This is a genomic window from Vreelandella andesensis, from assembly GCF_003989795.1.
In the GTDB taxonomy this organism is placed as follows: domain Bacteria; phylum Pseudomonadota; class Gammaproteobacteria; order Pseudomonadales; family Halomonadaceae; genus Vreelandella; species Vreelandella andesensis.
Genome location: NZ_RZHG01000028.1, coordinates 1 through 23,608, shown reverse-complemented (window position 1 = coordinate 23,608; position 23,608 = coordinate 1). Strand labels below are relative to the sequence as shown.

Genomic DNA, 23,608 nt, shown 5'->3' with positions numbered 1-23,608 from the left:
TTTACTTGCCACTGCTATCAATCATTTATTCGCTGGGCAGCACATCAGGAAGGGATAAAATTGCGTCTCTAGGCATAGGCCTAGCAAACAGAAAACCTTGAAGAAGATCGCAGCAACGACGCACTAGGTCTTGTTGTTGCTCTGGCGCTTCAATACCCTCAGCAACAACTACTAAGCCCATATGATGTGCCATGGTAATAACCCCTTGCACGATGGCAGCATTGTTGCGATCGCTGACAATATCTTGGATAAAGGCACGATCCAGCTTAATTTTATGAATAGGTAAATCTCGCAAATAACTCAAACTAGAAAAGCCGGTTCCAAAGTCATCAAGAGCAACACGAATACCAATGTCCTTGAGCTGATTGATCAAAGCGATTGCTTTCTCAGCGCCATCTAATAAAACGCTTTCGGTGACTTCTAACTCAAGGAACTCAGAAGGCAGTTTCGTCTCGTCGAGTACTTGCAGTACATCTTCTATAAAGCCTTCTCGGCGAAATTGTAGTGATGAAATATTGACAGCCACTGGCACCATTCGCATATTTGCAGCTTGCATTACTGCAGCATCTTGGCATGCACGCATTAATACCCAGCGTCCTAATGGAATAATCTGCCCCGTTTGCTCAGCAAGCGGAATAAAGACTCCTGGTGATATCATCCCTCTCTCTGGGTGATGCCATCGAACCAATGCCTCAAGCCCCCGAGTACGTCCGCTTACCGCGTCTACGATAGGTTGATAGTAAAGTTCGAATTGCTCGTGCTGCAGCGCGTAATGCAGGTCATGGCGCAAGCGTACTGCTTCTTCAGTAGCCCGCTGTTCGTCGCCCTTGTACCAGTGCCAGGTGTTACGACCTTGCTGTTTAGCGTCCCCCATGGCGAGATCAGCGCGCTGCATCAGCTCGTGAGCGTGCTCAACAACTCCACCATTGCAGGCTATACCAATGCTGGCACTGATGTGCAGTGGCCGACCTTGAATCTGGAAAGGGGTTGTTAATGCGTTCAATATACGATTGGCAACGTTGCCACCCGCCACATGCCCCTTCAGATTGGGCATCAAAATAGCAAACTCGTCACCGGTTAGCCGCGCAACGGTATCCCCTGGGTCAACAATCTGTTGTAGGCGTTCTGCTACGCCTATTAACAACAAATTACCGATGTGATGACCAAGTCCGTCGTTGATAGATTTGAACCCATCAAGGTCAAGGTGCATGATCCCAACCGATGTGTGCGCCTGCTGGGCTAGCTCAAAAGCCTCGTTTAAACGTTCATCCAGTACTGTACGGTTAGGCAATCCAGTCAGCAAATCATGGGTCGCCTGATAAGCGAGCTGTGACTCTTGCTCACGTGTTTTTGTAATGTCTTGCTGAATACCAATATAGTGACTACACACTCCAGCTTCATCGAGCATCGGGCTAAGTGACAAAAAGTTCCAAAAGGGCGTTCCATCCTTGCGGTAATTAAGCAATGTCACATCCACACACCGCCTCTCCGCAATCGCTTGTCGCATGGTGGAAATAGAGCCTAAGTCTGTATCTACTCCTTGCAAGAGCCGACAGTTACGGCCCAACACTTCCTCAGAAGAGTATCCCGTCATTCGGCAGAAAGCGTCGTTCAGATAGACCAGCGGCATATCGTGCTTAGTCGCATCTGCCATAACAATGCCATTGGGAGTAGCCTGGATACCGCGTTCTAACAAACGGCGTAACGCCTCTTCTTTTTTACGTTGGGTTATATCTCGGCAGATTCCATAAACCCCAATAATTTCGCCATCGACAGACACTGGAAAGTTGAGGATTTCCAAAAAATAAGCGTGGCCATCACTATGGATGCCCGTCGTCTCATACTGGCGTGATCCCCCTTGCCTGGCAATATCAAAACTCGCTTGGGTATGCGCATGACAAGCAGGTTCTACGAACGCGTTAAAGTGTTGGCCAATGAGCGCCGTTTCCGAATAGCCCGTAATGCGTGAAAGGGCAGTATTCCCGCGTTGGAAACGACCTTCCAAGTCAAGTTCATAGACACCGTCCGGATGGTTCACAAACAGAGACCGATGCCACTCTGACAAATTACGATGCGTAAAAGAATCGCGGTCGCGAACAATGGCCAACGCCACCAGCGCAGCCGCCAAACGCAACCGATGCAAACTCTTTTCACTAGGGCAACAGGCATGTCGAAAATAGGTGCCGAACGTGCCTAATAGCTCTCCCGTGGCGGTCACTACTGGGCTCGACCAGCACGCACGAAGCCCTTCGTTCTCAGCTTCATCGCGGAGTGTTTGCCAACGAGGATCAACGGCAATGTTCTCAGTTACTACCTGCTGGCGTAAGTAAGCAGCATTACCAAAAGAGCCCGATTCAAACCCAATCGGCACTCCCTGAAGTAATTTGTGATAGCGATCGGAAAAGCGTTGACAGGGATAAAGACTTAGAGACTGACGATCAGAATCAAACCGCATAAACGCGACGATGGCATCAGGCAGCATGACCTCAATCCAGCAGGCAATAGCATCTAGAGTGCAACCAAGCGGCGCCTGCTGAGCAATTAGCTCATGCACCTCATGCTGGCTCTCCATCAGCGAAAGTTCATTAAACAATCGTGGTTCTCCATACAGTTGAGCCGCTTGTTGGACCATCCCTAGTGCAGGCGACAATGCACCAGCACCCCATCATATGCAAGATAGTTAAACGTTTATCACATAGCGTCAGTAGTTCTGTAGCACCTTCTTAATTTGTATGCAGGCCAACGGGGCTTTTCAATGGCGCTATTACCTACTGATGACCCTGCTAGACATAGATTTTTTAAACATAAATCTTTTAGGCTTATATGTTTTAGACATAATTATTTTAGACATAGACGTATTGATACAAAAACGATGGTGCTGGCGGGTAAACTGAGGGGCTGCTAGCTTGACGGGCAAGGGTAAGGTAATTCATAAGCCTCCGATTTGAAACACTTACCACCTAGAAGCATCGGCTACCTAGACGCATCGAATTGAAAGTGATTGCTCTGCTAATTAAATTGTATATTATCGACGATTATAATCAGATTTTTTTCCCATGATCTTGGAAAATAACTATTAATATCAAATGCGCAGGTATCTCAGATGACCTCTTCCGACCAGCACCAGAATCCTTCAGCCAGCATTATCCGTTCGTTGCTGAAGCATACTAACGAGCTGTCGGTTTATTCTAAAGACATGCCCTATGCCTTAACGGCGGAGGTCGCAGAACTGAACCTGAGTACTGGGCACATGGTGTTAGAAATCGAATACGCAGGATTGGGCATTGAGCGTTATTTTGCCCATGGTAGCGTAAACTTCGACTTAGAGGCATTGAAAGGTGCTCACGCCATTGAGCGAGAAACATACAGCCTCAGCAATGTGTCAGCAAAACTGCATAAATCGGACAGCACGCATTATCGCCTGGAGTGTCAGCTTCCAGAATCAGTATTTGTTCAGGAAAATAGGGGGGCGGTTCGCATTCCCTTTATCATGGGCATGCAAGCCCGGGTCAGCCTGGAAATTTACTCAAATAACCTTAATGTGCCGGGTCGTTTACGTAACTTATCGATTGGTGGTTGCATGGTCGATATCGACTTGGCTGACAGCATAGCAATCGGTCTAGACCAGAGTATTCCTGGGGTGACACTCGAGTTTCCTAATGGCGACAGCTTTTTTGCCGAGGGCAACGTCCGCCACATACGCCCATTTGGTAATCATGGCTATGCGGCGGTGGGCATCCAGTTTACCAGTCTGTCGACATCACAAGCTGAAACGTTATTTCAATTCGTCAATGAGTCCGAGCGAGAAGCTGCCTACCGTACTGGGACCAACGATAAATTGGCATATCACTCTTCCCTTTTCATTCCCGGTCTTAAAGAGAAGAAAATTTTGCAGCGAGAAGCCCAAGAGCGCGAAAAACAGGCTCGCCAGTCGCCTATGCAGCGCGGGGTGATGGATGTCGCCCATCAACTCCAAGTAGCGCTTATGTATATGAAAAACCGCAACTTATTTCCTAGCGAGATTTTATATGATTGCGTCGATACGCTTCGCTATCTTATCGAACAAGATCGCAAGGCGTTTCTTTTTGCTTTGGCGTCTCTGAGGGAAGAACCCGACTGGGTTAGGCATGCTGTTCAGGTAACAAGCCTACTCGCTGATTTACTACTCTCCCGCGATCCACATGACCCTCAGGTTCGTGAAGCCATGTTGGGGGGATTGCTACACACCCTTGGCAAGCCGCTATTAGTAAGCGAACAGCTGCCCTCGCTGAAGGTAAACATGAACCCAGCACAGAAGTTAATCCTCAGCGGCCATGTTGAAGAGTTCCTAAAGAAAATAAACACGCTAGGCTGGGAGCCAAGTCCCACATGCCGAGATGTGATTGAAAACGCCAATGAGCGCCTAGATGGCTCAGGCTATCCCGCATCGAGGCGCGGCAATCAGCTTTCCAAACTAATTCGTCTGATATCGGTCATCAAAATAGTCAATAAGTTGTTACATTCACGTAATGGAGAACCCACACACTCACCCCTTAATGCTTACCGCATTGTCAGTAACGCAGACGCGGCCTATGACAAAACAGTGTTAGTAGAGTACATCCAAGCATACGGACTTTACCCGATTGGGTGCTTGGCAAAATACTCGGGCAATTTTCTTGCCTGGGTCATGGATATCGATGCTAGAGGCATGCCAAATCAGGTTCACATCGTTAAAAACCTGCGTTTCCCTGAGACCAACATCAGCAGTGTTATCTCCCAAGGCGACATAACCCAGATTGGCAAGCTAGAAGGAATCGTCAACCCCTTTAATTACGGGTTAAAAGTACTTAAAGTTTAGGGCTATTACCCGATACGTCTTCGACGCTAGTTACTTGCTGAACGCCAGTATCTGTTCCAACAGGGAACGCTTACGCGGCAACAAGCTCACTTCCAACCCTAGTGGGCGGAATACGCGGTTTTTAACGTCTAAAGTGACATTATTTTTGTCGCCTTCCAGATCTGACAAGGTTCGCCGGCTGATGCCAACCAAAGCGGCATAGCGGGTCTGATTCAAACCCAACACATCACGACGCAGCGCACGCAATAACTCTCCATCGGTAATTTCTTCGGCATAGAAGCGTTTCAGCAGAGCTACCAACGCCTCTTCGCGATCATCCGAATAGCGTCGTTTCATAACAAACCCCAGCGTGTGAGTCGAGTAGTAACAGTGCGCAGGCCTACCGCAGGCATATCAAGAATTCGAGTCGGAACCCCACGGGCAGCCAAACGCTCATCGACACCTTCAAGACGCGCGGCAAGCGCACGCAGCTCCATCATCATACGTTCAGGTTCAACGATGCCTGCCAATGTGTCGGCTATCGCTCGCCAATCATATTCACCACCAACCTCCAAAGGTGCCCCCCACTGCGTCGTTCGCGTCACGCCCTCGGGGTCGGCCTTCATCGGAGCGAAGTCATACACTGGGGCAAGCTCAATGCCTTCGGGGCGCTTCAATAGCGCCGTATTACGGCCATGGTTATCAGAGTTTCCGAAGGCGATATTCAACAAATCACGCTTAACCCACTCCAGAACAAATAGACCACTCTCGAACATCGCGCCTTGTTCTTGCACCCGATACTGCACCTTAAGCAAACGTATTAACTTGCCAAGTGTGTCCCCGTGATGCAGAAAGGTACCAGGCGCTGCCCCTACCAAGGAATAGACCGACTCCAGGCCATAGCGGACCCAGTTACCGTCGAGGTACTGCATATCGAAACGGGGTAACCACAGAGACGGGTAACGCTCACCCTCTATGAGACGCATCTGTTTAGTATCAATCGTATCGACACCAAGAGAAGCAAGCTCCTGATAATAATGATATTCAGCTCGTAATATGTCGCAATCGTCAGTTGAGCGTCTACCACGTGGAAATTTTACCAGCATGGGTAGATCTGGCCGGTGGTTCTCATCCTGCCAAGTGTCGATCCAAACATGATCATCATTCGTCAGCCTGAGCAGCAATTTTGGTGCTTCGCCGCCAGCGCCTGTGGCGCCACCGCTGGCCGCCCCCATCTGCTGGGCATATTCTAAAAAGTCCACCTGACGCTCTACGACACTTTCCATCGGAAAGCGCCGTTGCTCTAAAGCTGGCTTTGCGGAAAGGTCAGGCACTGATTCTTTGATACGTAAGTTACCTACCGGTGCAATAGTGCCACGCGCCAGTAACTCAGCATCTTGTCGTCCGACTGGCAAATCGTGAAGACCCAGATAATTTACCCAAAATCGGCGGCTAGCTCCGGCTGGCATAATATCTTCCAGGAAGCCGAACCAGCGTGGTGATTCGTGGGTCAGCATTAGCTCGATGGGTAACTGCATACTGCAGGCGTGAAGGTCGTCTTGAAATAGCCACTCGACGGCATAGTCGGACGCATAGCGCAGCCGAGACACCCCGCGAGTACCCTTCTCAGGAGTGGGCAACGACAATTCAGCCGCATCATGCCAAGCTTGTTCAAAATGAACCTGTATCGTTAATTTCACGCGTCACCCACATAACAAGCTATCCACATAACAAGCTATTTATGTCACAAGCTATTTATGTCACAAGCCGCATATATAAAAAGTCATTTATATATAATTCATTTGTGCGCAAAAAACTGCTCAAATATTTTTTAATCGATAACTTGTGAGCATTTTAACGCACAAAAACATCGCGACCAAGAATTAATGAGCATCATACCGCTCAAATAAGTCTTCTACACAGAGGAAGGAAATCTAATTTCTCGATAGGGCTTCACTAAGGGTGGGCACTTGTACCCTGCTAATTCCATCCAATCTCCACGTCTCAACGGGTTCGCTACCCTCTGGCCCCTGGATCGATCCCCAAGCCACTCGAATCGACGTCGTATAAACAGCACCATCTTCCATAATAATGTTTGCGTTAATGAGATACCGACGCTTTTGCTCTTGCATGACGGCATCGTCGAAATCCGATTCTATTTCAATCTCCGCGACACCCGAATCGTTACATGCCTCATGGAAAGCCGTAAATTTCTCCTCATAATAACGATCTGACTCAATTTTACGTTGATGCATTCCAAGGTGCCTTTCTTTATCGCCATCGCAGATTGCTTGGACAACGATTTCAACCATCCCTGTTGCTGTCTCGCTGTAGGCTTCATCCGCTAACTCATCCCCCGACTCAACAGACAGCTCATCTCCCGATTCAACAGCCAACTCATCTCCCGACTCAACAGCCAAACCATCTCCCGACTCAACAGCCAGTTCATACGCAAACGTAGAAAAAGATAACAGCAAAGAAAGCGCCGTAGCGGTTGAAATAGTGAGTAAGTTGATTTTCTTAAACATGTCTACTTCCCTTTTATTTTTCAGCTCCATTCGACATGAATTGGAGCATAAGCACAGGGTGCCGAAGCGCCAAAAAGCTGTTGTAAGGTCGAGATAAGTCTGTTGCGATTACTCATGATGCTTAAGATGACAGTAGTGTAGCGAGAGAAACCTGTCACTATTTACTAATGAGCAGGCACCAAAAACAAAAAGGGCTGGCCCCAACACTGTCCTATTTAGCATTGGGGTTCCCAGCGTGCTCTATTCGGCAAGCAGCGCCCAGCGTCGTCGGCATTAAGACGCAGCAATCGGTTGCCAGCCCTGCGAAGAATAGCGCTCTAACCCTTTTTCCCCCATTTGGGTTAACCAGAGCCAGCGATGGTTGATCAAGTCAGCCACTACTGGCTGTCGCGAGATAATGGCTTCGATGCGGTCTTTAGGCGCGTCGATGACAACGGTCAGGCGCAACGGCTCATGGTGCAGTGTGTCACCATCAAAGAGAGCTTGCTCGGGCAAGCCGATACGCAACTGAGGCGAATTTCCTTCGATGACGCCCACATGGCCACCGACTACTGAATGCAGCAGCTTATTCCCCGCCCCATACAGCCCTGGCACAACGGTGGAAGCGTAGTACTGCAGATTAATCCAGCTGGCTACCAGCATCGGGGCCATCATCAGCCCTTCCAAAATTTTGCCGTCGAGATCTTGATCGGGATGGTAGTCATGCAAAAATGTACGCCCATCCAACGTTTTTCCCTGGGTAAGCGACCGAGGCGCTAAAATCAGCGCAGCGTTGTTAACTAACCCCCACTCTGGCCGAGGCTGCGACCAGTCAGCCCCCCGTATGGCTAGTTTTTTTAGGCGCTCGATGTGGTTGCTCTCGTCAACGCCTAAGGCTGGGGCTCGCTCTTGTCGGGTGGCTTCTCCAGCGGCCTTTGCAGCACTTTCAAACGTGAGTAAAGCGGACTCTAATGCCGTGGGCATTTGCTTATCCCGGTACACATTTACTCGATCCGTAAGGGTGCAGTGAGTTGCTGCCAGCACAAAAAATGGGGTTGGCAGTGCTATCCCAGCGGTTTTAACGGCTTGCTGAACATCCGAGTCGTTTAACAGTGCAGCAGCCACCCGAGCGTTCTTACCACCGCCCTGCCCACCACAGGCACCGCAGGCTAACCCTGCATGATGCGGGTTATTCTCACTTTGCGAGTCGTGACCCACCAGTACCAGCAGCGAGGCAGAGAGGGGGCCCAATAGCGTCAACAGGTTCATGGCAAGCGCTACCTTTTCCTGCCGAGAAATCGGCTCACCATCATAGGCATGAAAAAGCCCGGCAGGCACATCGCATTGCGGCATTGGTGCTTGCTTGCGCAGGCTATCTTTTATCAACTTCCAGCCCCAAGCGATGCCGGTTGTCTCTACCAGCGTAAACGTCGAGAGCGGTGCATATTTGGCATGGCGTACGCTCTGCCGCTGGCTCTCTGTTTGGTATCGCTTTACGCCCTGCTGTTGGGGGTTCTGCACACCCACCCGATAGCGCGGTTTTAGAAGCCCAGGTAAACGCGGCTGAGCACGCTCAGGCCCGATGGCGACATCAGCGACTGGCATCGCGAAAAAGCCTGCTACACCCTGAGTAGCAACAGCGGGCGCTGCATACTCTAAATGGCGACGATAACGTTCTGACCGCACATCAATACAAAAGGCTGCTTGCACCTCCGGAGCACGTTGTGAAGATTGGCCAGGCATTGCCAACGTAATAGACAAACCACGCTGGTAACCAAGCTCATAGGCGTGCTGCCAGCACCATAGCGCATCATAATACGCAGGCACGGCATTATTTTCGGTTTGCCACTGGACGCGCCACTCATTCTGCTGGTCGCGGGTAAGTCGACTTACCCCCAACCATTCCCATATCAGCACCATTGCTGCGAGCTGGGTTATACCTGCCTCTGCCTGACGATGAGACGAATGCCATTCCATCCCCTGACACCACGATGCCCAACCGTTAACCCTGAGCAGCAGCGTATGCACCAGCACTTCGAAGGTGGCTGGCGTTAGTCCCCATTCAGCCGCCACCTGTTCAATCGCAGCGGTGGCCTCCTGTGGTAATGCTTGTAAGGCATTGCGCTGAGCCTTAGGCCAGCGAAGGTCGTGCTGAGCAGCGGCTTTCCAAAACTGATACAGCGAAGGTGCATTGTAATTGGCCCAGCGCTGCTGATGATCATCAAAATAGCTGGCGCAGCTTTCCGCCAATGCGTCGAACCCAGGCTGCCCCAGCAACGTGTCCCAAGCACTGCGCAGCGGCGTCACCGCTTGTGGGGTTGATGTCAAATAGCCCACTAGGCTTTGCTCGCTATAGGGGTAGCCACCCTGGTGAATCGCCTGCTGCAAGTCTTGCGGGCTAATCCGACCCGTTTCCCAAGCATGACGGTAAAACTCAGCAGGCATAGTCATTGGCTGCCCTGCCCGGCGTAGTAGCGAATGACTTATTTGCTCAATAGGCTGATGTTTCAAGCCCCACCAGGGGTTAACTGCAATCCACTGGTCTAACGGCCATATCGGGGCAATCGCATCGGTAGCTCGTTTCAGCGCATCATGGTACTGGCTATGGTTTTGGCTAAGCGATATAGGTGTATCAAACGCGATAGACTGACTCATGATAATTCTCCTTTTAGGCCAGAGGTGTTCGATACAGAACGAGACCACGGACGAACGGGGGCCGCTGCATCCACCGCGCGCTGCAACGGCTGCGCCAGATACAGCCCCTGGCTAAAGTGAACGCGCCAGCGGGCCACCCAGGTTGCCTGGGGAAACAGCGTGACTGCCCCAGCGACAAGCACTAGGCTTGCCAGCATCAGCGCACCCAGCAGGCCTGCGGTAAGAGTTAAGGGTGTGTAGGTGCTAGGCAGTGCCGGTGCCAGCACGCCATGCAGCAAGGCATACAGCGGCACCAGTGCCAATGCCATTGCGAACAGCGCTAACCGCTTAGGTTTGGCAATGCCTACCGGCAAGCCCAGTAGCGCACTGCCCACTGCCAGGCTTAATAACACGCCCAATAGCGGGTTATGGCTAACCAGTGCAGGCCAGACCACCAACACCGCCGCCGCCAGTGCCGCAGCGGGCAGTGCAAGAGAAAGCCGCTGACGCAGCGGCGCAAGCAGAAAGCGCTCACAGCGGGATGCCCTCACGGTACGACCGGATGCCAAGAAGGAGTGGGCTTTATAAAGGGAATGCGCCAACAGGTGAGCCAGCGCCAAGGTGTACGCCCCCACCCCGATCTCAAACAGCATAAAACCCATCTGCGCGCAGGTAGACCACGCCAAGGCATGTTTCACCGAGGTTTGAGTCAGCATCGTCATCACAGCCACCAACGCGGTGAAGCCACCGACAACAATCAGCAGGTAGTGCCCCAGGGTAAGGCCGTCAAACACCGGGAATAGCCGCAACCAAACAAAACCACCTAAGTTAATCACCCCGGCGTGTAGCAGCGCAGAAACGGGCGTAGGCGCTTCCATCACTTTAATCAACCAACCATGCAGTGGCACTTGAGCGCATTTACACAGAGCCGCAATAGCGAGTGCCACCGATGCCGCTTCCACCTGCCAACCGCCAGAGGTGGCGGCCGCTGCTGCAAACAGCTCGGATAATTCAAACGTGCCGAAACGAGCGTAAAGAAGTGCCACCGCCACGATCAACGCGATGTCACCCAGGCGGCTTACCACAAATTTCTGCCATGCCGCCCGCTGCGCTTCCACACGCTCAGGGTAAAGGGTGAGCAGATGATGCAGCGCCACGCTAACGCCAACCCAGGCAATCAGCATCACCACCAAGTGGTGAGTAAAAACCAACAGCATGACGCTGGCCAGCACTACCAAACACCAGGGTAAAAAACGCCGCTCGCCACGGTCGCCTTTTAAGTAGCCTTCTGCAAACCGCAGCAGCACCGTGCCTAACAAGCTAATCAACAGCGCCATCCACACAGCCAAGCCATCAGGATAAAGCCCTAACGGGCGCGCTGCTTCTGGCAGGTTCGTAGGCACTCCCAGCGCATCGAGCATTAGCAGCACGGCCACTGCCAAGCTCGCAACCAAGGCACTGGCGGTAAGCCCACGCCCCATTTTCCATGCGCGTTGAAGCGACGCGTGCGAGTTCGCCCTGGCGCTTATCCCCGCCACCACCAACAGCAATACAGGTATCAATAGCCACAGTGCCAATAGCGAAAGCACCGTTATGTTGACGAAATTTGGCATAGCCTTTCCCCCTTAGTCGTGTGCCACCGACTATGCCTACCTCGTCACCATGTAAAAAATAGTTTATTTTTGACAAATCGTTCTTTAAAACAGAACGGATAGCCATAATGCTGCCCGAGACCTAGCCTCTATGAAGCTTAACTACCACCACCTTTACTATTTTTGGCAAGTGGCAAAGTCGGGCCACCTGACCCGCACTGCCGAAGCGCTGCACGTGTCACAATCATCGCTTTCCCAGCAAATTCGCCAGTTAGAGGATCGCCTAGGCCAAGCGCTGTTTATCCGCGAAGGGCGGCAGTTACACTTATCCGAAGCGGGCAGGCTTGCCTTTGATTACGCCGAGACCATTTTTACTCAAGGGGAGGAACTCAGCGCGCTGTTTGCCGAAGGCGGTCACGCCCACCGGGAGGTAGTCAGGGTGGGGGCTGTCGCTACGCTGTCACGTAATTTTCAGGAAGGGTTTGTGCGGCCGCTGCTGGGTCGAGACGATTTAGACCTAATTCTACAAAGTGGCGGAATGGATGACTTACTGCGCCGCCTTTCCGCTCACAAGCTGGATGTGGTGCTCTCGAATCAGCCCGTGCGGGGCGATAGCGAACACCCCTGGCGCTCGCAGCGCTTGGCACGTCAGCCGGTCAGTTTGATTGCCTCGTCCCAACTTTCTCCGCCCCCTGTATTTCCTGACGGACTAAGCGGCCACGCCTTTATCCTGCCTGGCGCTGAAAATGCCACTCGTCATGCGTTTGATCAGCTCTGTAGCCACTACCGGTTTTCACCCAAAATTGCTGCCGAGGTAGACGACATGGCTATGATGCGCCTACTCGCCAGGGACACGCAGCACATCGCTGTTATGCCGCCGGTTGTCGTCCGCGACGAACTACACAACGGCACGCTAAAAGATTATGGCGCGCTGCCAGGCGTGTGGGAGGAGTTTTATGCCATTACCATTCAACGACGATTTGAATCGCCAAGCCTAAAAGCGCTGCTAACACGCTCTGAAGATGCACTGTTGGATTAGCACTGCTGGATTAGCACTGCTGAATTAGCGCCAGTGCAAACAAAAAGCCCTATTTCGCAAGCAAATCCGCCACGCCACGCTCGGCGGCTTCAATTGCGCCTGCTAAATACCCAGCGTAATGCTCGCCCCATTCACTACCAATACCCGTCAACCGGTGCTGCCAAGGCCCTTCCGCAGCGCGGTTAGACGGTGCTATGCCATGATGTTCGCTGGGTATTTGGTCGGCATTAGTGGCAGTGAACGGTTCCCGCGCCCAATCTTTAATCACATCCAAGAGCGGGCTAGCGGCGTTGGGGCCAAATAACCTAGCCAGCTGCGCGCGGCAGTGCTGGCGCAGTGCCTCGTCGCTAAGCTGTTCACGGGCATTGACTGGCAAACTAAAGAAGCCAAACAGCGCGCTGTGACCTCCTGGATGTGAGGCATCGTGGATTTCACCCAACGGACCCAGCAGGCTTCGCGCCTCACCCGAAAGCTGTTGGTCTCGCCAAAACGGGGTGGAATAAAGCGCCACATACTTGGCGTGGGGAGCCATCCAGGTCGCGGTACCCGCCCACTGATGGATTAATTGTTGCGGCAGCGGCGGAGAAAATTTAATCGCCTGTGAAGCCAGCCTAGGCGGCACCGCCAACAGCACATGCTGAGCGACATAACGCTGCCCGGCACCGCACAACAGCTCAACAGGTCCATCAGGCGTTTGCGTCATCGACTGGACGGCTTTTCCAGTGAGAATACGTGAGGGATCGATTCGCAGATGCAACGCATCCGTCAACGCCTTCATACCGCCCCGCAGCCGCATAGAGGATGGCTGGTTCACAAAGCCTTGCATGCGCACAGGCGGTGTCTGATGGGAACGCTCTACAATCATATCGCCAGTTTCATGCTGCACAAACGACACAAGCCCCAGCGATTGCACCAGTTCCCCCAACGCATGCTGAAAGCCCGGCCAAAACCACGATGGCCCTAAATCAAATGCCGCTGTCACACTGTCCTGAGCGCCCTCATCATTAAGCACCACCGATGCAATACGCCCTCCCACTCGCTCCCGCGCTTCCAGCACCACGTAATCGGTGATGCCTCGTTGTTCCAACAAATACGCGGCATAAAGCCCCGCCAAACCAGCGCCAACAATGGCAATTCGTGATGTTTGCATGAAAAGTCTCGTTGGCAAATAAGAACCGACAGCATACCGCAGTATAACGGGCTTGGTGCTCTCGTCAGACACCTGCTAGGTTGTTACCAACCATTTTTACCAACCATTTATTAAGCGATTTAAAGTGACGCTACCTGGGACCAAAATTTTTCACGTATACAAGGCCATTCGAGTTTTAACCAGGGAGTGTAGTGTGAAGCGTTTTCACGTAATTCTCTGTCCAGGGCTTCCGGTGCGATATAGCGACAGTCTGCCACTTCGCTTTCATTAACGATAACGCGCTTATCCGAGCGCGCAATGTAAACCGAGCAGAGTTCGTTTTCTGCTCCTATATCAGCAAACTCAGCTTGATAACGGAAACGATAGAGAAACTCGGGATGAGGTGCGATGGAAAGTTCCTCTTTCAGGCGACGCTTTACTGAAGCCAGTTCATCTTCACCCCGGCGTGGATGGCTACAACAGCTGTTTGACCAGTAAAGTGGCCACAGCGGTTTCAACGCACTGCGCTGTTGTAGAAGCACTTCATTGTGTCGATTAAAAACGAAAACAGAGAAAGCCCTGTGTAGCTGACCTTGGCCCTGATGACATGCCACTTTTGAGTCGTATCCTTGCACCTGATTATGTTCATCAACCAGGACTAAGGGTTCGTTATCAAAAGATACAATGGCGTTGCGAGTTAGCACCATGCGGTTTGCCTCTGTGCTGGTTAAATCGTAAGCGTAAAATGTTGCCGTGTTAGTGGTTAACTTCATGCTTGGGAGCTATCCATAAAGCCACTAACAACGCATGCGGAACGGTTAACACGGCCAGCCCCCAGAAAACGACCCTAACAGCGTCAACAAGCCAGGCGCTTTCCAGGTTAGCAGCCCCGCTATTCATGACCCACCAGGAAATTCCCCCTAGCACAATAGCCCCAGCAGTTGCGGGTGCTGCACGACGTGCAAGCATTCTAACGTCAATAGCATTGATAGCTTGGCGTTCCGCGCCTAGTAAAAGCAAAAAATGACGCAGGCTATGCACAATACAGAAGTAAAAAGCGAAGGCGAGCAAGGGGGGTAAAAGCAACATGGGCGCGGCCAAGGCACATAGTTCAAGGAGAACTGCACTACGACTACTGGGTCGCGTTAGAGCCATGACGACAACCAGCGACAATGCCCATCCCAACATCAGCACTCGCCCAGCCGGTAACACGATGTTCATAACCAGTGCAGGATCCTGTTGCAATAGCCAAGCAAACAGCATCGCTACTTGTTCCGGGTGCCCTGCCATTGGGCCAATAATAGGCAAACTGCCACTCAGCCACCCTACCCCGGCATGCCCGCCTTTGGGTAAGAACATGCAATCCGTTATTGCAAAGTGCCATATTGAAAGCCCCAAAAACCCCACTAAAGCGAGCGTCGGTTGCCAAACAATAAAAGCCACGGTGAGTGCCATTAGGGCTACATAGCCAGCCAACCATTGAGCGCTACTGCGCCCGCGCGCAACTTTAACAGCGTTAATAATCACCGGGTCGGCGCCGCCGTGGGACAGACCAAACAGCGCAACCGGTATCACTATCATCCAGAACTGCAAAGCAAGGTCAACGCTAGGCAGCCAGACAGCCACAGCACCAGCAAATAACGCGGCCATTACCGCCCAAACGCGGTGACGCTGTGCCGTGGCAAAATTGATTGCGTGCATGTTATTTCTCCCCGTACAAAAACTACCTGACCTTTTATAGATGCAGCTTCTAATCACAAAGCCGGCAGGCTAGGAGTTTCGCGTCAGACGAAAGGCGGCGCTTAAAAAGGGCCCTGCCGGCAGTCCTCGCATAATGGCCAGCAGGTCACGCAGACGAGGCTCATCACCTAGAAAACGACGCTGTTCAATCGCACTGGTCTGTTCGAACAGCTGCATAAACCAGCCGGGTGCCTGCTCAGGGGATTGACGCAGTGCTTGTAAAAACACGTTATCCATCCACTCAAGTGCCGGAGAACGCAGCAAAGGTGGCGTTAGCTGCCAGCGGCCAGTTTGGCTAGCTTGATGAACTTGCCTAGCCACATCAGCCGCTCCCCGTTGGCAGCTGGCAAACATATACCCCGTGGCGGGACGCATCCACCCGCCGCGTATGCCGGCCGCCAAGTAGCGCGAATTCAGCTGCGGCGGCGTCACTGGCATCATGGGTAGGCAGCCCGTTTCCTGCCGCGAAAGCGTCCACTGGCTTCCCAGCCGCTGATTCAACCAATCACTGAGTTGAACGGGGATCTGCCGCGACAACAACCGCTGGCAATCGGGGTGCGTTTTATCGCTGTGGAAGCACGTCCATTCAGCTAGCAGTCGATGATCATCGAGTGGCAGCAGGTAAACAAAATTAACGCCGCTGAACCCTGTTTGAAAATCCATCAGGCACGCGGTTGAAAGTGGGATCCCGTGCTCGGGACAATGCACTTCAACCCCATGAAAGACCTGCCAGACGCCACGATGGGAAGGCAACATAGTGGTATCGGGTGGGCGAGTGTCGATGACCAGTTTAGACGTTAGCCCGCCCTGGGAAGTGGCAATATGCAGGCCATCGTTTTGCGGGGAAATCGTGCCAACGTCAATACCACGAGTTAAACGGAACTCTGGACGTGTCGCGATTGCCGCATAGGCTGAGCGCCGCATAGCGTTGGCGGATAGCAAAGAGTAACAGTGTTCGGAATCTTCGCGCTCGACGCACTGATTTCCAAACCGGACTTGCCAGCGGGGCCAACGGTGACTGATAACCTCACGAAAAGGATGCGGCTGCTGATCCCAGAAGCACCACGTGCGGTCGTTGGTATCTTCTTGACGCGCCTCAAGCAGGTGCACGCGCGGCGCTGATACATGCTGCGGTGTCATGCCAACTAACCAGCTTGCAATGCTAAGCCCTGCTAAACCAGCACCTAAAATAGCGACGTCGGTATAAGGGTGCATGGTTAACACTTGAGATCACTATGCTGCGCAATACCGTAAAAAGAAAGAGTACTGCCAAGAGGTTGATGAAGCGCTGCGTTATGAACCGACGGCTTACCAGACGTAAGAGCGGACAACGCCAACACACTCTGATACGCCTTTGCCCACCCCGGCACAACCACACGACAGCCCCAGTACTGCGCCGCATCAAGTCGCTGAATACGCCGACCGATATCACGGTAGACACGCAGCGCAACGCCTATCGCCAGCCGCGCCCGAACCGGCAAGAACGCTAACCCTTGCCAACCGCTGAGATAGTAATGTTCAGCCAGCACCAGCAATCGTTGGATCGCTTGCCAGGCCTGCTGGCGTGCCTGAACATCACCTGCGACAATTTGGGCTGTCGTGACGTCGTCAGACATCCAGGCGGCAGGCAAATAAAGTCGGCCCTCCTTTGCATCTTCAAGAACATCACGCGCAATGTTTGTCATTTGCATCGCGATACCTAAATCAATGGCAAAGGCCAGTGCACGATCATGCTCGTTGGCGTCGAGCAAGTGGCACATCATCACGCCAACCGTGCCTGCGGCCCCGTAGGCATAATGCAACAATGCTGACTGGCTGTTGAGATGAAGCCTGGTAAGGTCAGCAGTCATGGTCGCAAGCAGGTCCTGCATAGCATGAAAGGCCGATGAATCTGGGTTAAATAGTGAGCAAATATCGGCCTCAAGCGCTGCCACGACCTCTCGATCTGTTGCTGATAGCGACGAGGTTGGTACGCCATCTGCGGCTAAAGCGATTGATTGATCCTCAAGAAACATTAACGAAGGTGAAGACGCATTAGGTGAGCGCGCTGCAAGTTGTTGCTGCAAACAGCAAAGCATTTGCTTAGCGCGCTGGCACTGTGCATCAGTAGTGGCGTTATCGGCGATGTCGTCCACCTGCCGACAAACGTGGTAAAGCCGGGCTCCGGACTTCAGCTGGTCGGCAGGTAAAAAGTGTCCCGCCCAATGAAAGCTTCTACCATGCTGACGGAGGGTGGCCTGAGACCTACTGGCTGGCGTAGTCATGTGACTTTTCCGCCCTGCACAGACCTGTCTTGTACAGACGCCAGCCACTGTTGACGTTTATGGCTATCTTCCTTGACCAACCGTTCGACCACGCCAGCAGAAGACACCACTCCTGGCACACCGGCACCAGGATGTGTTCCAGCACCCACAAAATACAGGTTGTCGAAATGTGGGGAGCGGTTATGAAAACGCAGCCCGGCAGACTGAGTCAGCGTCGGCGCAATTGAAAAACCGCTACCAAAAGGGCTTGAAAGTGCGTCATGAAAATAGCGCGGCGTTATCGCATGGGTGGCACTTAATTGTTCAAACAGATCGGGCATTAGCCGCTGTTGCAACGTCAGCAAAATCTGTTGGGTGAGAACCGGCTCAAGCGTCTCCCAATCTTGCTTACCGCTAAGATTTGGCACCGGCGCCAATACATAGAACGCGTCGCTATTGGCAGGCGCCATCTGCGGATCAGTGGCGCTCGGCCGATGCAGGTAAAGACTAAGGTCGTCGAGCAGTTCATGCTTATCAAAAATGGCGTCTAGAATCTCTTTGAACGTATCGCCGAAGACAATTGTGTGGTGTTCAAGCTCTGGATAACGTCGTTGGGTGGTGAAATACACCACTATCAGCCCCATCGACTGCTTCATACGCCGTCGCCAACTATTTAATAAGCGGCCCCAGCGCCCCATCGGTAGCCAGTGCTCATAAACATGCAGCGGATCAACGTTGCTGACCACAATGTCTGCCGAATAGTGCTCGCCCGATACCAGCTCCACACCGGTAACACGGCCACCTTCCGCACTGATCGCACTGACTTGCTGATTAGTCCGTATGAACCCACCGTTGCGTTTAAACAAGTCGGCAAGTGCCTTAACCAGCGCACCGGTCCCCCCTTTTGGGTACCAGACACCTCCACGACGTTCAAGGGCGTGAATCAAGCCGTAAAGCGACGAAGTGCGGTACGGGTGCCCGCCTACCAGCAGCGAAGGCACTGAAAATGCCTTACGCAAGCGTTCATCAGTGAAGAAACGTGACACAAAATCATAAAGGCTAATATCGGCCCGCAGTCGCACCAAGTCGGGTAGTACCTTGAGCATATCTGATACGCGTGTGAAGGGCTGCTCCGCCAACTCGACAAAACCGCGCTGGTACATGACCTCTGTCGCTTTCAAAAAATCCGCGTAAGCGCCGCCCTCTCCTGGCGATATACGCTCAATCTCTGCGACAGTCTCATCAATACGGCTTTTATAGTCGAAATAGCTACCGTCGGCAAAATCCATACGGTAGAAAGGTTCGACGGGCAATAGGGTGACATGTTCTTCCATGCGTTCGCCGAAGCGTTCAAAAAGCGCTTCAAAAATGAACGGCGCGGTAATGACTGTTGGTCCGGCATCAAAGGTCACGCCGTCTAAATGGAAAACACGAGCTCGCCCGCCAATATCGGCATGGCGCTCAAGTAACTCAACGTCCCAACCTTCAGACAACAGACGTATGGCAACGGCAATGCCACCGAACCCTGACCCGATGACAATTGCTTTGCCTTGCGCCGATACTGGCTTATCCATCAGTTCGTTCATAAGGCCTGCCCCGTCATAGCATAGATACCCTGGTGCGGCTCAGATGATTGATCCGCATAGGCCGCCATGGTCATTTGATGTTTATCAAGCCGGCGGCGCAGCGTTGCCAACACTTCTTTTAATGCCACACCAAGGGTCTCAGGAAAGCGCTGGATAAGAGCATCCCCGCGGGATAACGCTGCGGATGCGTGGCGAGTGGCACGGCGCATGGCCTGAGAGGCAGGGTTCGCCAGCTGCTGTGGCCTAACCGGCCAATGACGCGGCCAAGCGTGATAGCAATGATAATGGTCTGGCTGAAGGTGTTGCGAACAAGGACTATCTAGATCATCTAAATCATCGATAATCTGATAAGCCAGCCCCACTGCTTCTGCAAACCGTTGGAGCTGTTCGCATTGCCGTTCGGTAATATTTCCACCCAATGCCGCAGCTTCCAGGGGCAGTGCAATCAAAGGCGCTGTCTTAGCTAATGTGGCTTGCAGATACTTGGTAAACGAAGGAACCAGGCGTTGATGATGAGTAGTGCGCTGAAAATCGATATCGTTGGAGCCACGTGAGGCCAATTCGATACTTTGACCAGCAATGACTTGGCCTGACCGCTCGGTGAGGAGCTGAACCAGCGCCAGACTGTTTTTGGGTTGGTCGCTATAAAGGGCAGCGCGGAAGGCCGCAGTAAGTAAAAGATCACCCGTGCAAAGTGCAACCCCACGGTTGTCACGCTTCCAGACAGAGGGTTGTCCACGGCGCTCACTGTCGCCGTCGCACAAGTCGTCATGCACAAGCGATGCATTATGAATGAGCTCGGAAGCTGCAGCAGCGGCAATTCGATGAGCGCTTGATGACTTAAATGCCATACCACTAAGTAACGCTAAACGGGCGCGCAACTGACTGCCGCCCGTTTCAAGATGATAGAGGCTCGCAGCATGTGCTGGCCATTGATCGGTGGCATTAAGGCTTTTACGCATTAATGCATTAACGTGTTCAAGTTCGCGATCGACATCGCTCGCATTGGATGGTGCTTTCATTGTTTCATTGCCACCATCAGCGTTGAAATTGGCGGTTTGAATGGGTGTTGCAGTGACCATGCCAACGTCCTTTTTAACGGGGCCATCCTTGGCCAAAACAACTCCTTTTTTTGAAGGTCGTCACTTAAGAGAGCGTTGACGTTTCTTTTTCGTCGTCTGCTTCTACATTTGCTGCATGGTGAACTGTTGGAGCACCTTGCGTCTCATCCTGTGATTTACGCATGGCAATCACGAAGATGAAGACACCAAAGACAGCCTTAGCAACGATATCCGCTACCGTGTAGCCAATTTCAACGGCTGTGATAGCAGCTCCGCCTTCCAAACCGACCAACGGAAAGAGGTAGACGATCGGGTAGAATAACCAAGAACCGATGACCAAGTAGACAGCGATGTTGATTAAGCCCTTCACGCTTTCCGGCTGCTGTGAAATGGACTCTTTAAGGCCCACCACAAGCTGGTAAACGATGTAGACGAACGGAATCATTGAGAGCACCCAGAACACGAAGCGGAGACCGCCCACGCTGGATACTTCACCTGGATACCCTAGTACGATCATTAACGCAGCTGCACCACCTAAAACCGTTGATTTCTTAATGGTTTCTTTTCTGGACAGGCGCATGACCAGTATTAGCTCGATCAGTAATAGTGGTACCGTCAATAGCCAATCAACATACCGATACGCTTGGTTAAAAGGCTTACCTGTTGAGACGACTTCTCCAGCCGTTATATCAACTGCGGCACCCCAAGACAGCATGATTTGTAGATAGTGATAAGCAGCAACCGCGGTTACTAGCCCGGTAATGGTGATGGCTAGGCGGTAGGCTGGGGCAATTTCAGACTTCATTAACCAGAAGAAAAGCGTTGCTGCGGCCATCACGGCAAAGCCGAATGAATAGCCATTCTGGACAAAGGAGTATTGCCCTACGGATAGAGCTTCAAGTTCCATAAATATCTCCGGCGGCACTAATTTTTGTAAGCAGTCATTGCTGTTGGGGTCAGCACAGATCTCTTACCCAATAAGCAATGATCTACTAATGCATACCAACAAAAAGTTATTCAGAAACTATCTTCTGATTAACTTCTGTATAGATTAGTCACACCAACAATAAATTAGCAACACCCTTATACAAATATTATTCACGATTTGATCTATAGCAATTTTTTTATCAACTTTAGTATAACTTTATTGAGATAGGCATCATGTAATGGGATCGTATGACAGGCCTGCAACCGTTTGAAAGCTCGACTTTCACTCATTCGTGTGGTTAGCGACGCACTTTAATATAATTATTAAAATCAATTATTTGAAAAGAAAATCGATATAAAAGAGATGCACAATACGTAGTTAAATTCCGTATGGGAACGGAGTGACTGTCAGTCAGGTACGCCAGGAGAACTACACAGATGTGGGGGGGGGTAATCAGTAAAATAGTTGATAAATAAGGTGGCGTCGTAGAGGAAGAAGCTAGCGAGTGACGCAATAGCAGCGCAATTTTTATGGCCACTGCCGCATGAAAAATTGTCTCTGCGTGTTAGACGTTAGAAGTCTTGTAAAGTAATTTAGGTGGCTTAGTGTGTTATCAACACAAAAATTTACAGATTCTAGGCGCGAGGGTAGCGGTGATTTTCAACCCAGTTGTCCAAATGGCTGCCTCTAAGCAGCCTGTTTATTACGCTCGATTTCGTGCATTTTTCCAGGGTTGAGCGACACCGAACCGAGCACCTCCCAGTTTCGGGTGCTGCCCGACCAGCGTTGTGGATGCCGGCGCTTAGCCCTTTCGTAAACCGCTTTGCGGTGCTCAAGACGTTCTCGGTCGACACCTCGATGCCGATCAGCGGGTGTCACGTACCGAATGCCACTATGCAGGTGCTGTTCGTTATAAGCGCGTTCGAACGCCAGCATCCAGTCTCGTACCGCACTCAGCGATGCAAACCCCTTCGTAGGCCACGCGGGGCAATATTTGACGGTGCGGAACAACGCTTCCGAGTAAGGGTTGTCATTGCTCACTCTCGGCCGGCTGTAAGACATCAACATTCCCAGCTCTGTTAATCTTGCTTTAAGCGTATAAGACGTCATCGGCGCACCGTTATCTGAGTGCAGCACCGGGGGCTGATGCCAGCAGCCTTCTCGCAATAAGGCGCGTTCCAGCAGTTGTTTCGCTAACTCGCCTGATTCCGCCTCATGGACTTCCCACGCGATGATTTTGCGGCTGTAGATATCCATGATCAGATAGAGATACCAGTGCTGACCACGCACAACGGAAGAACAGTAGCTGATATCCCAACACCAGACCTGGTTCGGCCCAGTGGCCGTAAAGCTCGTCGGCTCAGGTACTGGTCGGCGTGGTTTCATTCGCCCTCGGTGGTGCTGCTGTTCGTGCTTTTTCAGCACCCGGTAGAACGACGATTCGGACGCCAAGTAGGCCCCTTGATCGGCCAGTAACGGCACGATTTGAGACGGCGGCAGGCTCTGATACTCGGGGCGATGGCAGGCGTTCAAAATGGCCTGTTTCTCCTCGTGAGTCAGTTGATGCGGCTGACGGCCTTGTACCGCGTGTGGACGCTGATCCTCAGCCACCGCGCCACACGCAGAACGCCAGCGTTTCAGTGTGCGCTCGCTCACGTCGATAATCGCCGCTGCTTGATAACGGGAAGCACCCCCCGTTATCGCTTCATCAAATAACGCAATGAGCCTTGCACGTTCCTCAAACGGCGTCAGTCGTCCTCGCCGCTGTTCGGGTCTTCGCTGTACAAGGCGTCGAGCTTTTTTGAGAGCACCAGCAACGACGTGGTTTCCGCTAGGGCTCTGTCTTTGCGGCGCACTTCCGCTTTGAGTTGTTTGATCGTCTTACGGTCTTGTTTACGCTGCTTTTGTGCCGTTTTTTGCTGGTCTTCTTGTTGGCCAGCGCCCTGGAGACAAGCGGCTTTCCACTGCTGGATTTGCTCGGGATAAAGGCCTTTTTCGCGGCAGTAAGCACCAAGCTCTGTTTCTGAGAGGGTGGCGGTTTCGATGACCACGGCAAGCTTGGCGTCAGGCGACCACTCGTTGTCGCTTTGGGTGTAACCCGGCACAGGCACTCCTTTTTCTCGACACTGTTTTAACCAACTATACAGCGTCGCGTCAGAGATGCCTTCTTCAGTGGCGACCGACACCACACTGCGATTATGGGGGGGCAACAACTTTTTCAGTACGGCGGCTTTACGCTCTGCAGAATAACGTGGCACACGTGCTCCATGCCGCTCCCTCTGGAATAGATTTGGGCAATATCGCCAACCGGACAACTAGGTTGACAGAGGGGG

Annotated in this window: 17 protein-coding genes; 2 read left to right on the top strand and 15 right to left on the bottom strand. The window is 52.1% G+C overall.

The annotated features are described in order from the left end of the window. Window positions 1-25: 25 nt before the first annotated feature. Window positions 26-2,593: a putative bifunctional diguanylate cyclase/phosphodiesterase gene (locus ELY33_RS14960; protein WP_244208627.1), complete on the bottom strand. Its 2,568-nt coding sequence runs from the start codon at window positions 2,591-2,593 to the stop codon at window positions 26-28. 510 nt (window positions 2,594-3,103) lie between these two features. Between ELY33_RS14960 and ELY33_RS14955 the strand changes: the two genes are divergently transcribed. After that, window positions 3,104-4,837 carry a PilZ domain-containing protein gene (locus ELY33_RS14955; RefSeq protein ID WP_126948707.1) on the top strand — a complete coding sequence of 578 codons (1,734 nt, stop codon included), beginning with the start codon at window positions 3,104-3,106 and terminating at the stop codon, window positions 4,835-4,837. A gap of 30 nt (window positions 4,838-4,867) precedes the next feature. Here ELY33_RS14955 and ELY33_RS14950 read toward each other — a convergent pair whose 3' ends face one another. From ELY33_RS14950 to ELY33_RS14930, 5 genes are all read right to left on the bottom strand, one after another. Then, window positions 4,868-5,173 carry a helix-turn-helix domain-containing protein gene (locus ELY33_RS14950; RefSeq protein WP_126948706.1) on the bottom strand — a complete coding sequence of 102 codons (306 nt, stop codon included), beginning with the start codon at window positions 5,171-5,173 and terminating at the stop codon, window positions 4,868-4,870. Beyond that, window positions 5,170-6,516, bottom strand: coding sequence for a type II toxin-antitoxin system HipA family toxin (locus ELY33_RS14945; RefSeq protein ID WP_126948705.1), 1,347 nt, complete (start codon window positions 6,514-6,516; stop codon window positions 5,170-5,172). The genes ELY33_RS14950 and ELY33_RS14945 overlap by 4 nt, the downstream gene beginning before the upstream one ends. Before the next feature lie 234 nt (window positions 6,517-6,750). Then, a complete protein-coding gene (locus tag ELY33_RS14940) occupies window positions 6,751-7,344 on the bottom strand; it encodes a hypothetical protein (RefSeq protein WP_126948704.1) in 594 nt (197 codons plus the stop codon). A 273-nt stretch (window positions 7,345-7,617) separates the two neighbouring features. After that, complete coding sequence (locus ELY33_RS14935) at window positions 7,618-9,978, bottom strand: putative inorganic carbon transporter subunit DabA (protein ID WP_126948703.1); 2,361 nt, start codon at window positions 9,976-9,978, stop codon at window positions 7,618-7,620. Next, entirely contained in the window at window positions 9,975-11,570 is a 1,596-nt protein-coding gene (locus tag ELY33_RS14930) for an NADH-quinone oxidoreductase subunit L (RefSeq protein ID WP_126948702.1), read from the bottom strand. Before ELY33_RS14930 ends, ELY33_RS14935 begins: the two co-directional genes overlap by 4 nt. Window positions 11,571-11,700: 130 nt before the next feature. On the opposite strand from ELY33_RS14930, the gene ELY33_RS14925 reads away from it, so the two are divergent. Then, on the top strand, window positions 11,701-12,588 hold the full coding sequence (locus tag ELY33_RS14925; RefSeq protein ID WP_126948701.1) for a LysR family transcriptional regulator: 888 nt from the start codon (window positions 11,701-11,703) through the stop codon (window positions 12,586-12,588). A gap of 49 nt (window positions 12,589-12,637) precedes the next feature. Here ELY33_RS14925 and ELY33_RS14920 read toward each other — a convergent pair whose 3' ends face one another. From ELY33_RS14920 to ELY33_RS14880, 9 genes are all read right to left on the bottom strand, one after another. Next, a complete protein-coding gene (locus ELY33_RS14920) occupies window positions 12,638-13,738 on the bottom strand; it encodes a flavin monoamine oxidase family protein (protein ID WP_126948700.1) in 1,101 nt (366 codons plus the stop codon). 119 nt (window positions 13,739-13,857) lie between these two features. Further along, window positions 13,858-14,490, bottom strand: coding sequence for an isopentenyl-diphosphate Delta-isomerase (idi, locus tag ELY33_RS14915; RefSeq protein ID WP_208644260.1), 633 nt, complete (start codon window positions 14,488-14,490; stop codon window positions 13,858-13,860). Next, window positions 14,474-15,418: a Brp/Blh family beta-carotene 15,15'-dioxygenase gene (locus ELY33_RS14910; RefSeq protein WP_126948699.1), complete on the bottom strand. Its 945-nt coding sequence runs from the start codon at window positions 15,416-15,418 to the stop codon at window positions 14,474-14,476. Before ELY33_RS14910 ends, idi begins: the two co-directional genes overlap by 17 nt. A 69-nt stretch (window positions 15,419-15,487) precedes the next feature. Then, a complete protein-coding gene (locus ELY33_RS14905; RefSeq protein ID WP_126948698.1) occupies window positions 15,488-16,672 on the bottom strand; it encodes a lycopene cyclase family protein in 1,185 nt (394 codons plus the stop codon). A gap of 2 nt (window positions 16,673-16,674) precedes the next feature. Continuing rightward, window positions 16,675-17,721 carry a phytoene/squalene synthase family protein gene (locus tag ELY33_RS14900; protein WP_126948697.1) on the bottom strand — a complete coding sequence of 349 codons (1,047 nt, stop codon included), beginning with the start codon at window positions 17,719-17,721 and terminating at the stop codon, window positions 16,675-16,677. Further along, window positions 17,718-19,286, bottom strand: a complete 1,569-nt coding sequence (gene crtI / locus ELY33_RS14895; RefSeq protein ID WP_208644259.1) for a phytoene desaturase family protein — start codon at window positions 19,284-19,286, stop codon at window positions 17,718-17,720. Before crtI ends, ELY33_RS14900 begins: the two co-directional genes overlap by 4 nt. Continuing rightward, on the bottom strand, window positions 19,283-20,404 hold the full coding sequence (locus tag ELY33_RS14890) for a polyprenyl synthetase family protein (RefSeq protein WP_126948696.1): 1,122 nt from the start codon (window positions 20,402-20,404) through the stop codon (window positions 19,283-19,285). The genes crtI and ELY33_RS14890 overlap by 4 nt, the downstream gene beginning before the upstream one ends. Window positions 20,405-20,432: 28 nt before the next feature. Next, on the bottom strand, window positions 20,433-21,254 hold the full coding sequence (locus tag ELY33_RS14885) for a bacteriorhodopsin-like (protein ID WP_126948695.1): 822 nt from the start codon (window positions 21,252-21,254) through the stop codon (window positions 20,433-20,435). 708 nt (window positions 21,255-21,962) lie between these two features. Beyond that, window positions 21,963-23,533 (bottom strand): IS3 family transposase gene (locus tag ELY33_RS14880; protein ID WP_126942763.1). Its coding sequence is split into 2 segments (ribosomal slippage): window positions 21,963-23,080 and window positions 23,080-23,533, totalling 1,572 coding nucleotides; the frame shifts between segments, so codons are not numbered across the junction. Window positions 23,534-23,608 lie beyond the last annotated feature (75 nt).

Excerpts from the sequence above, each read along its gene's own strand:
- ELY33_RS14955 (WP_126948707.1), top strand. The coding sequence starts at position 3,104 with ATGACCTCTTCCGACCAGCACCAGAATCCTTCAGCCAGCATTATCCGT.
- ELY33_RS14950 (WP_126948706.1), bottom strand. The coding sequence starts at position 5,173 with ATGAAACGACGCTATTCGGATGATCGCGAAGAGGCGTTGGTAGCTCTG.
- ELY33_RS14940 (WP_126948704.1), bottom strand. The coding sequence starts at position 7,344 with ATGTTTAAGAAAATCAACTTACTCACTATTTCAACCGCTACGGCGCTT.
- ELY33_RS14935 (WP_126948703.1), bottom strand. The coding sequence starts at position 9,978 with ATGAGTCAGTCTATCGCGTTTGATACACCTATATCGCTTAGCCAAAAC.
- ELY33_RS14930 (WP_126948702.1), bottom strand. The coding sequence starts at position 11,570 with ATGCCAAATTTCGTCAACATAACGGTGCTTTCGCTATTGGCACTGTGG.
- ELY33_RS14925 (WP_126948701.1), top strand. The coding sequence starts at position 11,701 with ATGAAGCTTAACTACCACCACCTTTACTATTTTTGGCAAGTGGCAAAG.
- ELY33_RS14920 (WP_126948700.1), bottom strand. The coding sequence starts at position 13,738 with ATGCAAACATCACGAATTGCCATTGTTGGCGCTGGTTTGGCGGGGCTT.
- idi (WP_208644260.1), bottom strand. The coding sequence starts at position 14,490 with ATGAAGTTAACCACTAACACGGCAACATTTTACGCTTACGATTTAACC.
- ELY33_RS14910 (WP_126948699.1), bottom strand. The coding sequence starts at position 15,418 with ATGCACGCAATCAATTTTGCCACGGCACAGCGTCACCGCGTTTGGGCG.
- ELY33_RS14905 (WP_126948698.1), bottom strand. The coding sequence starts at position 16,672 with ATGCACCCTTATACCGACGTCGCTATTTTAGGTGCTGGTTTAGCAGGG.
- ELY33_RS14900 (WP_126948697.1), bottom strand. The coding sequence starts at position 17,721 with ATGACTACGCCAGCCAGTAGGTCTCAGGCCACCCTCCGTCAGCATGGT.
- crtI (WP_208644259.1), bottom strand. The coding sequence starts at position 19,286 with ATGAACGAACTGATGGATAAGCCAGTATCGGCGCAAGGCAAAGCAATT.
- ELY33_RS14885 (WP_126948695.1), bottom strand. The coding sequence starts at position 21,254 with ATGGAACTTGAAGCTCTATCCGTAGGGCAATACTCCTTTGTCCAGAAT.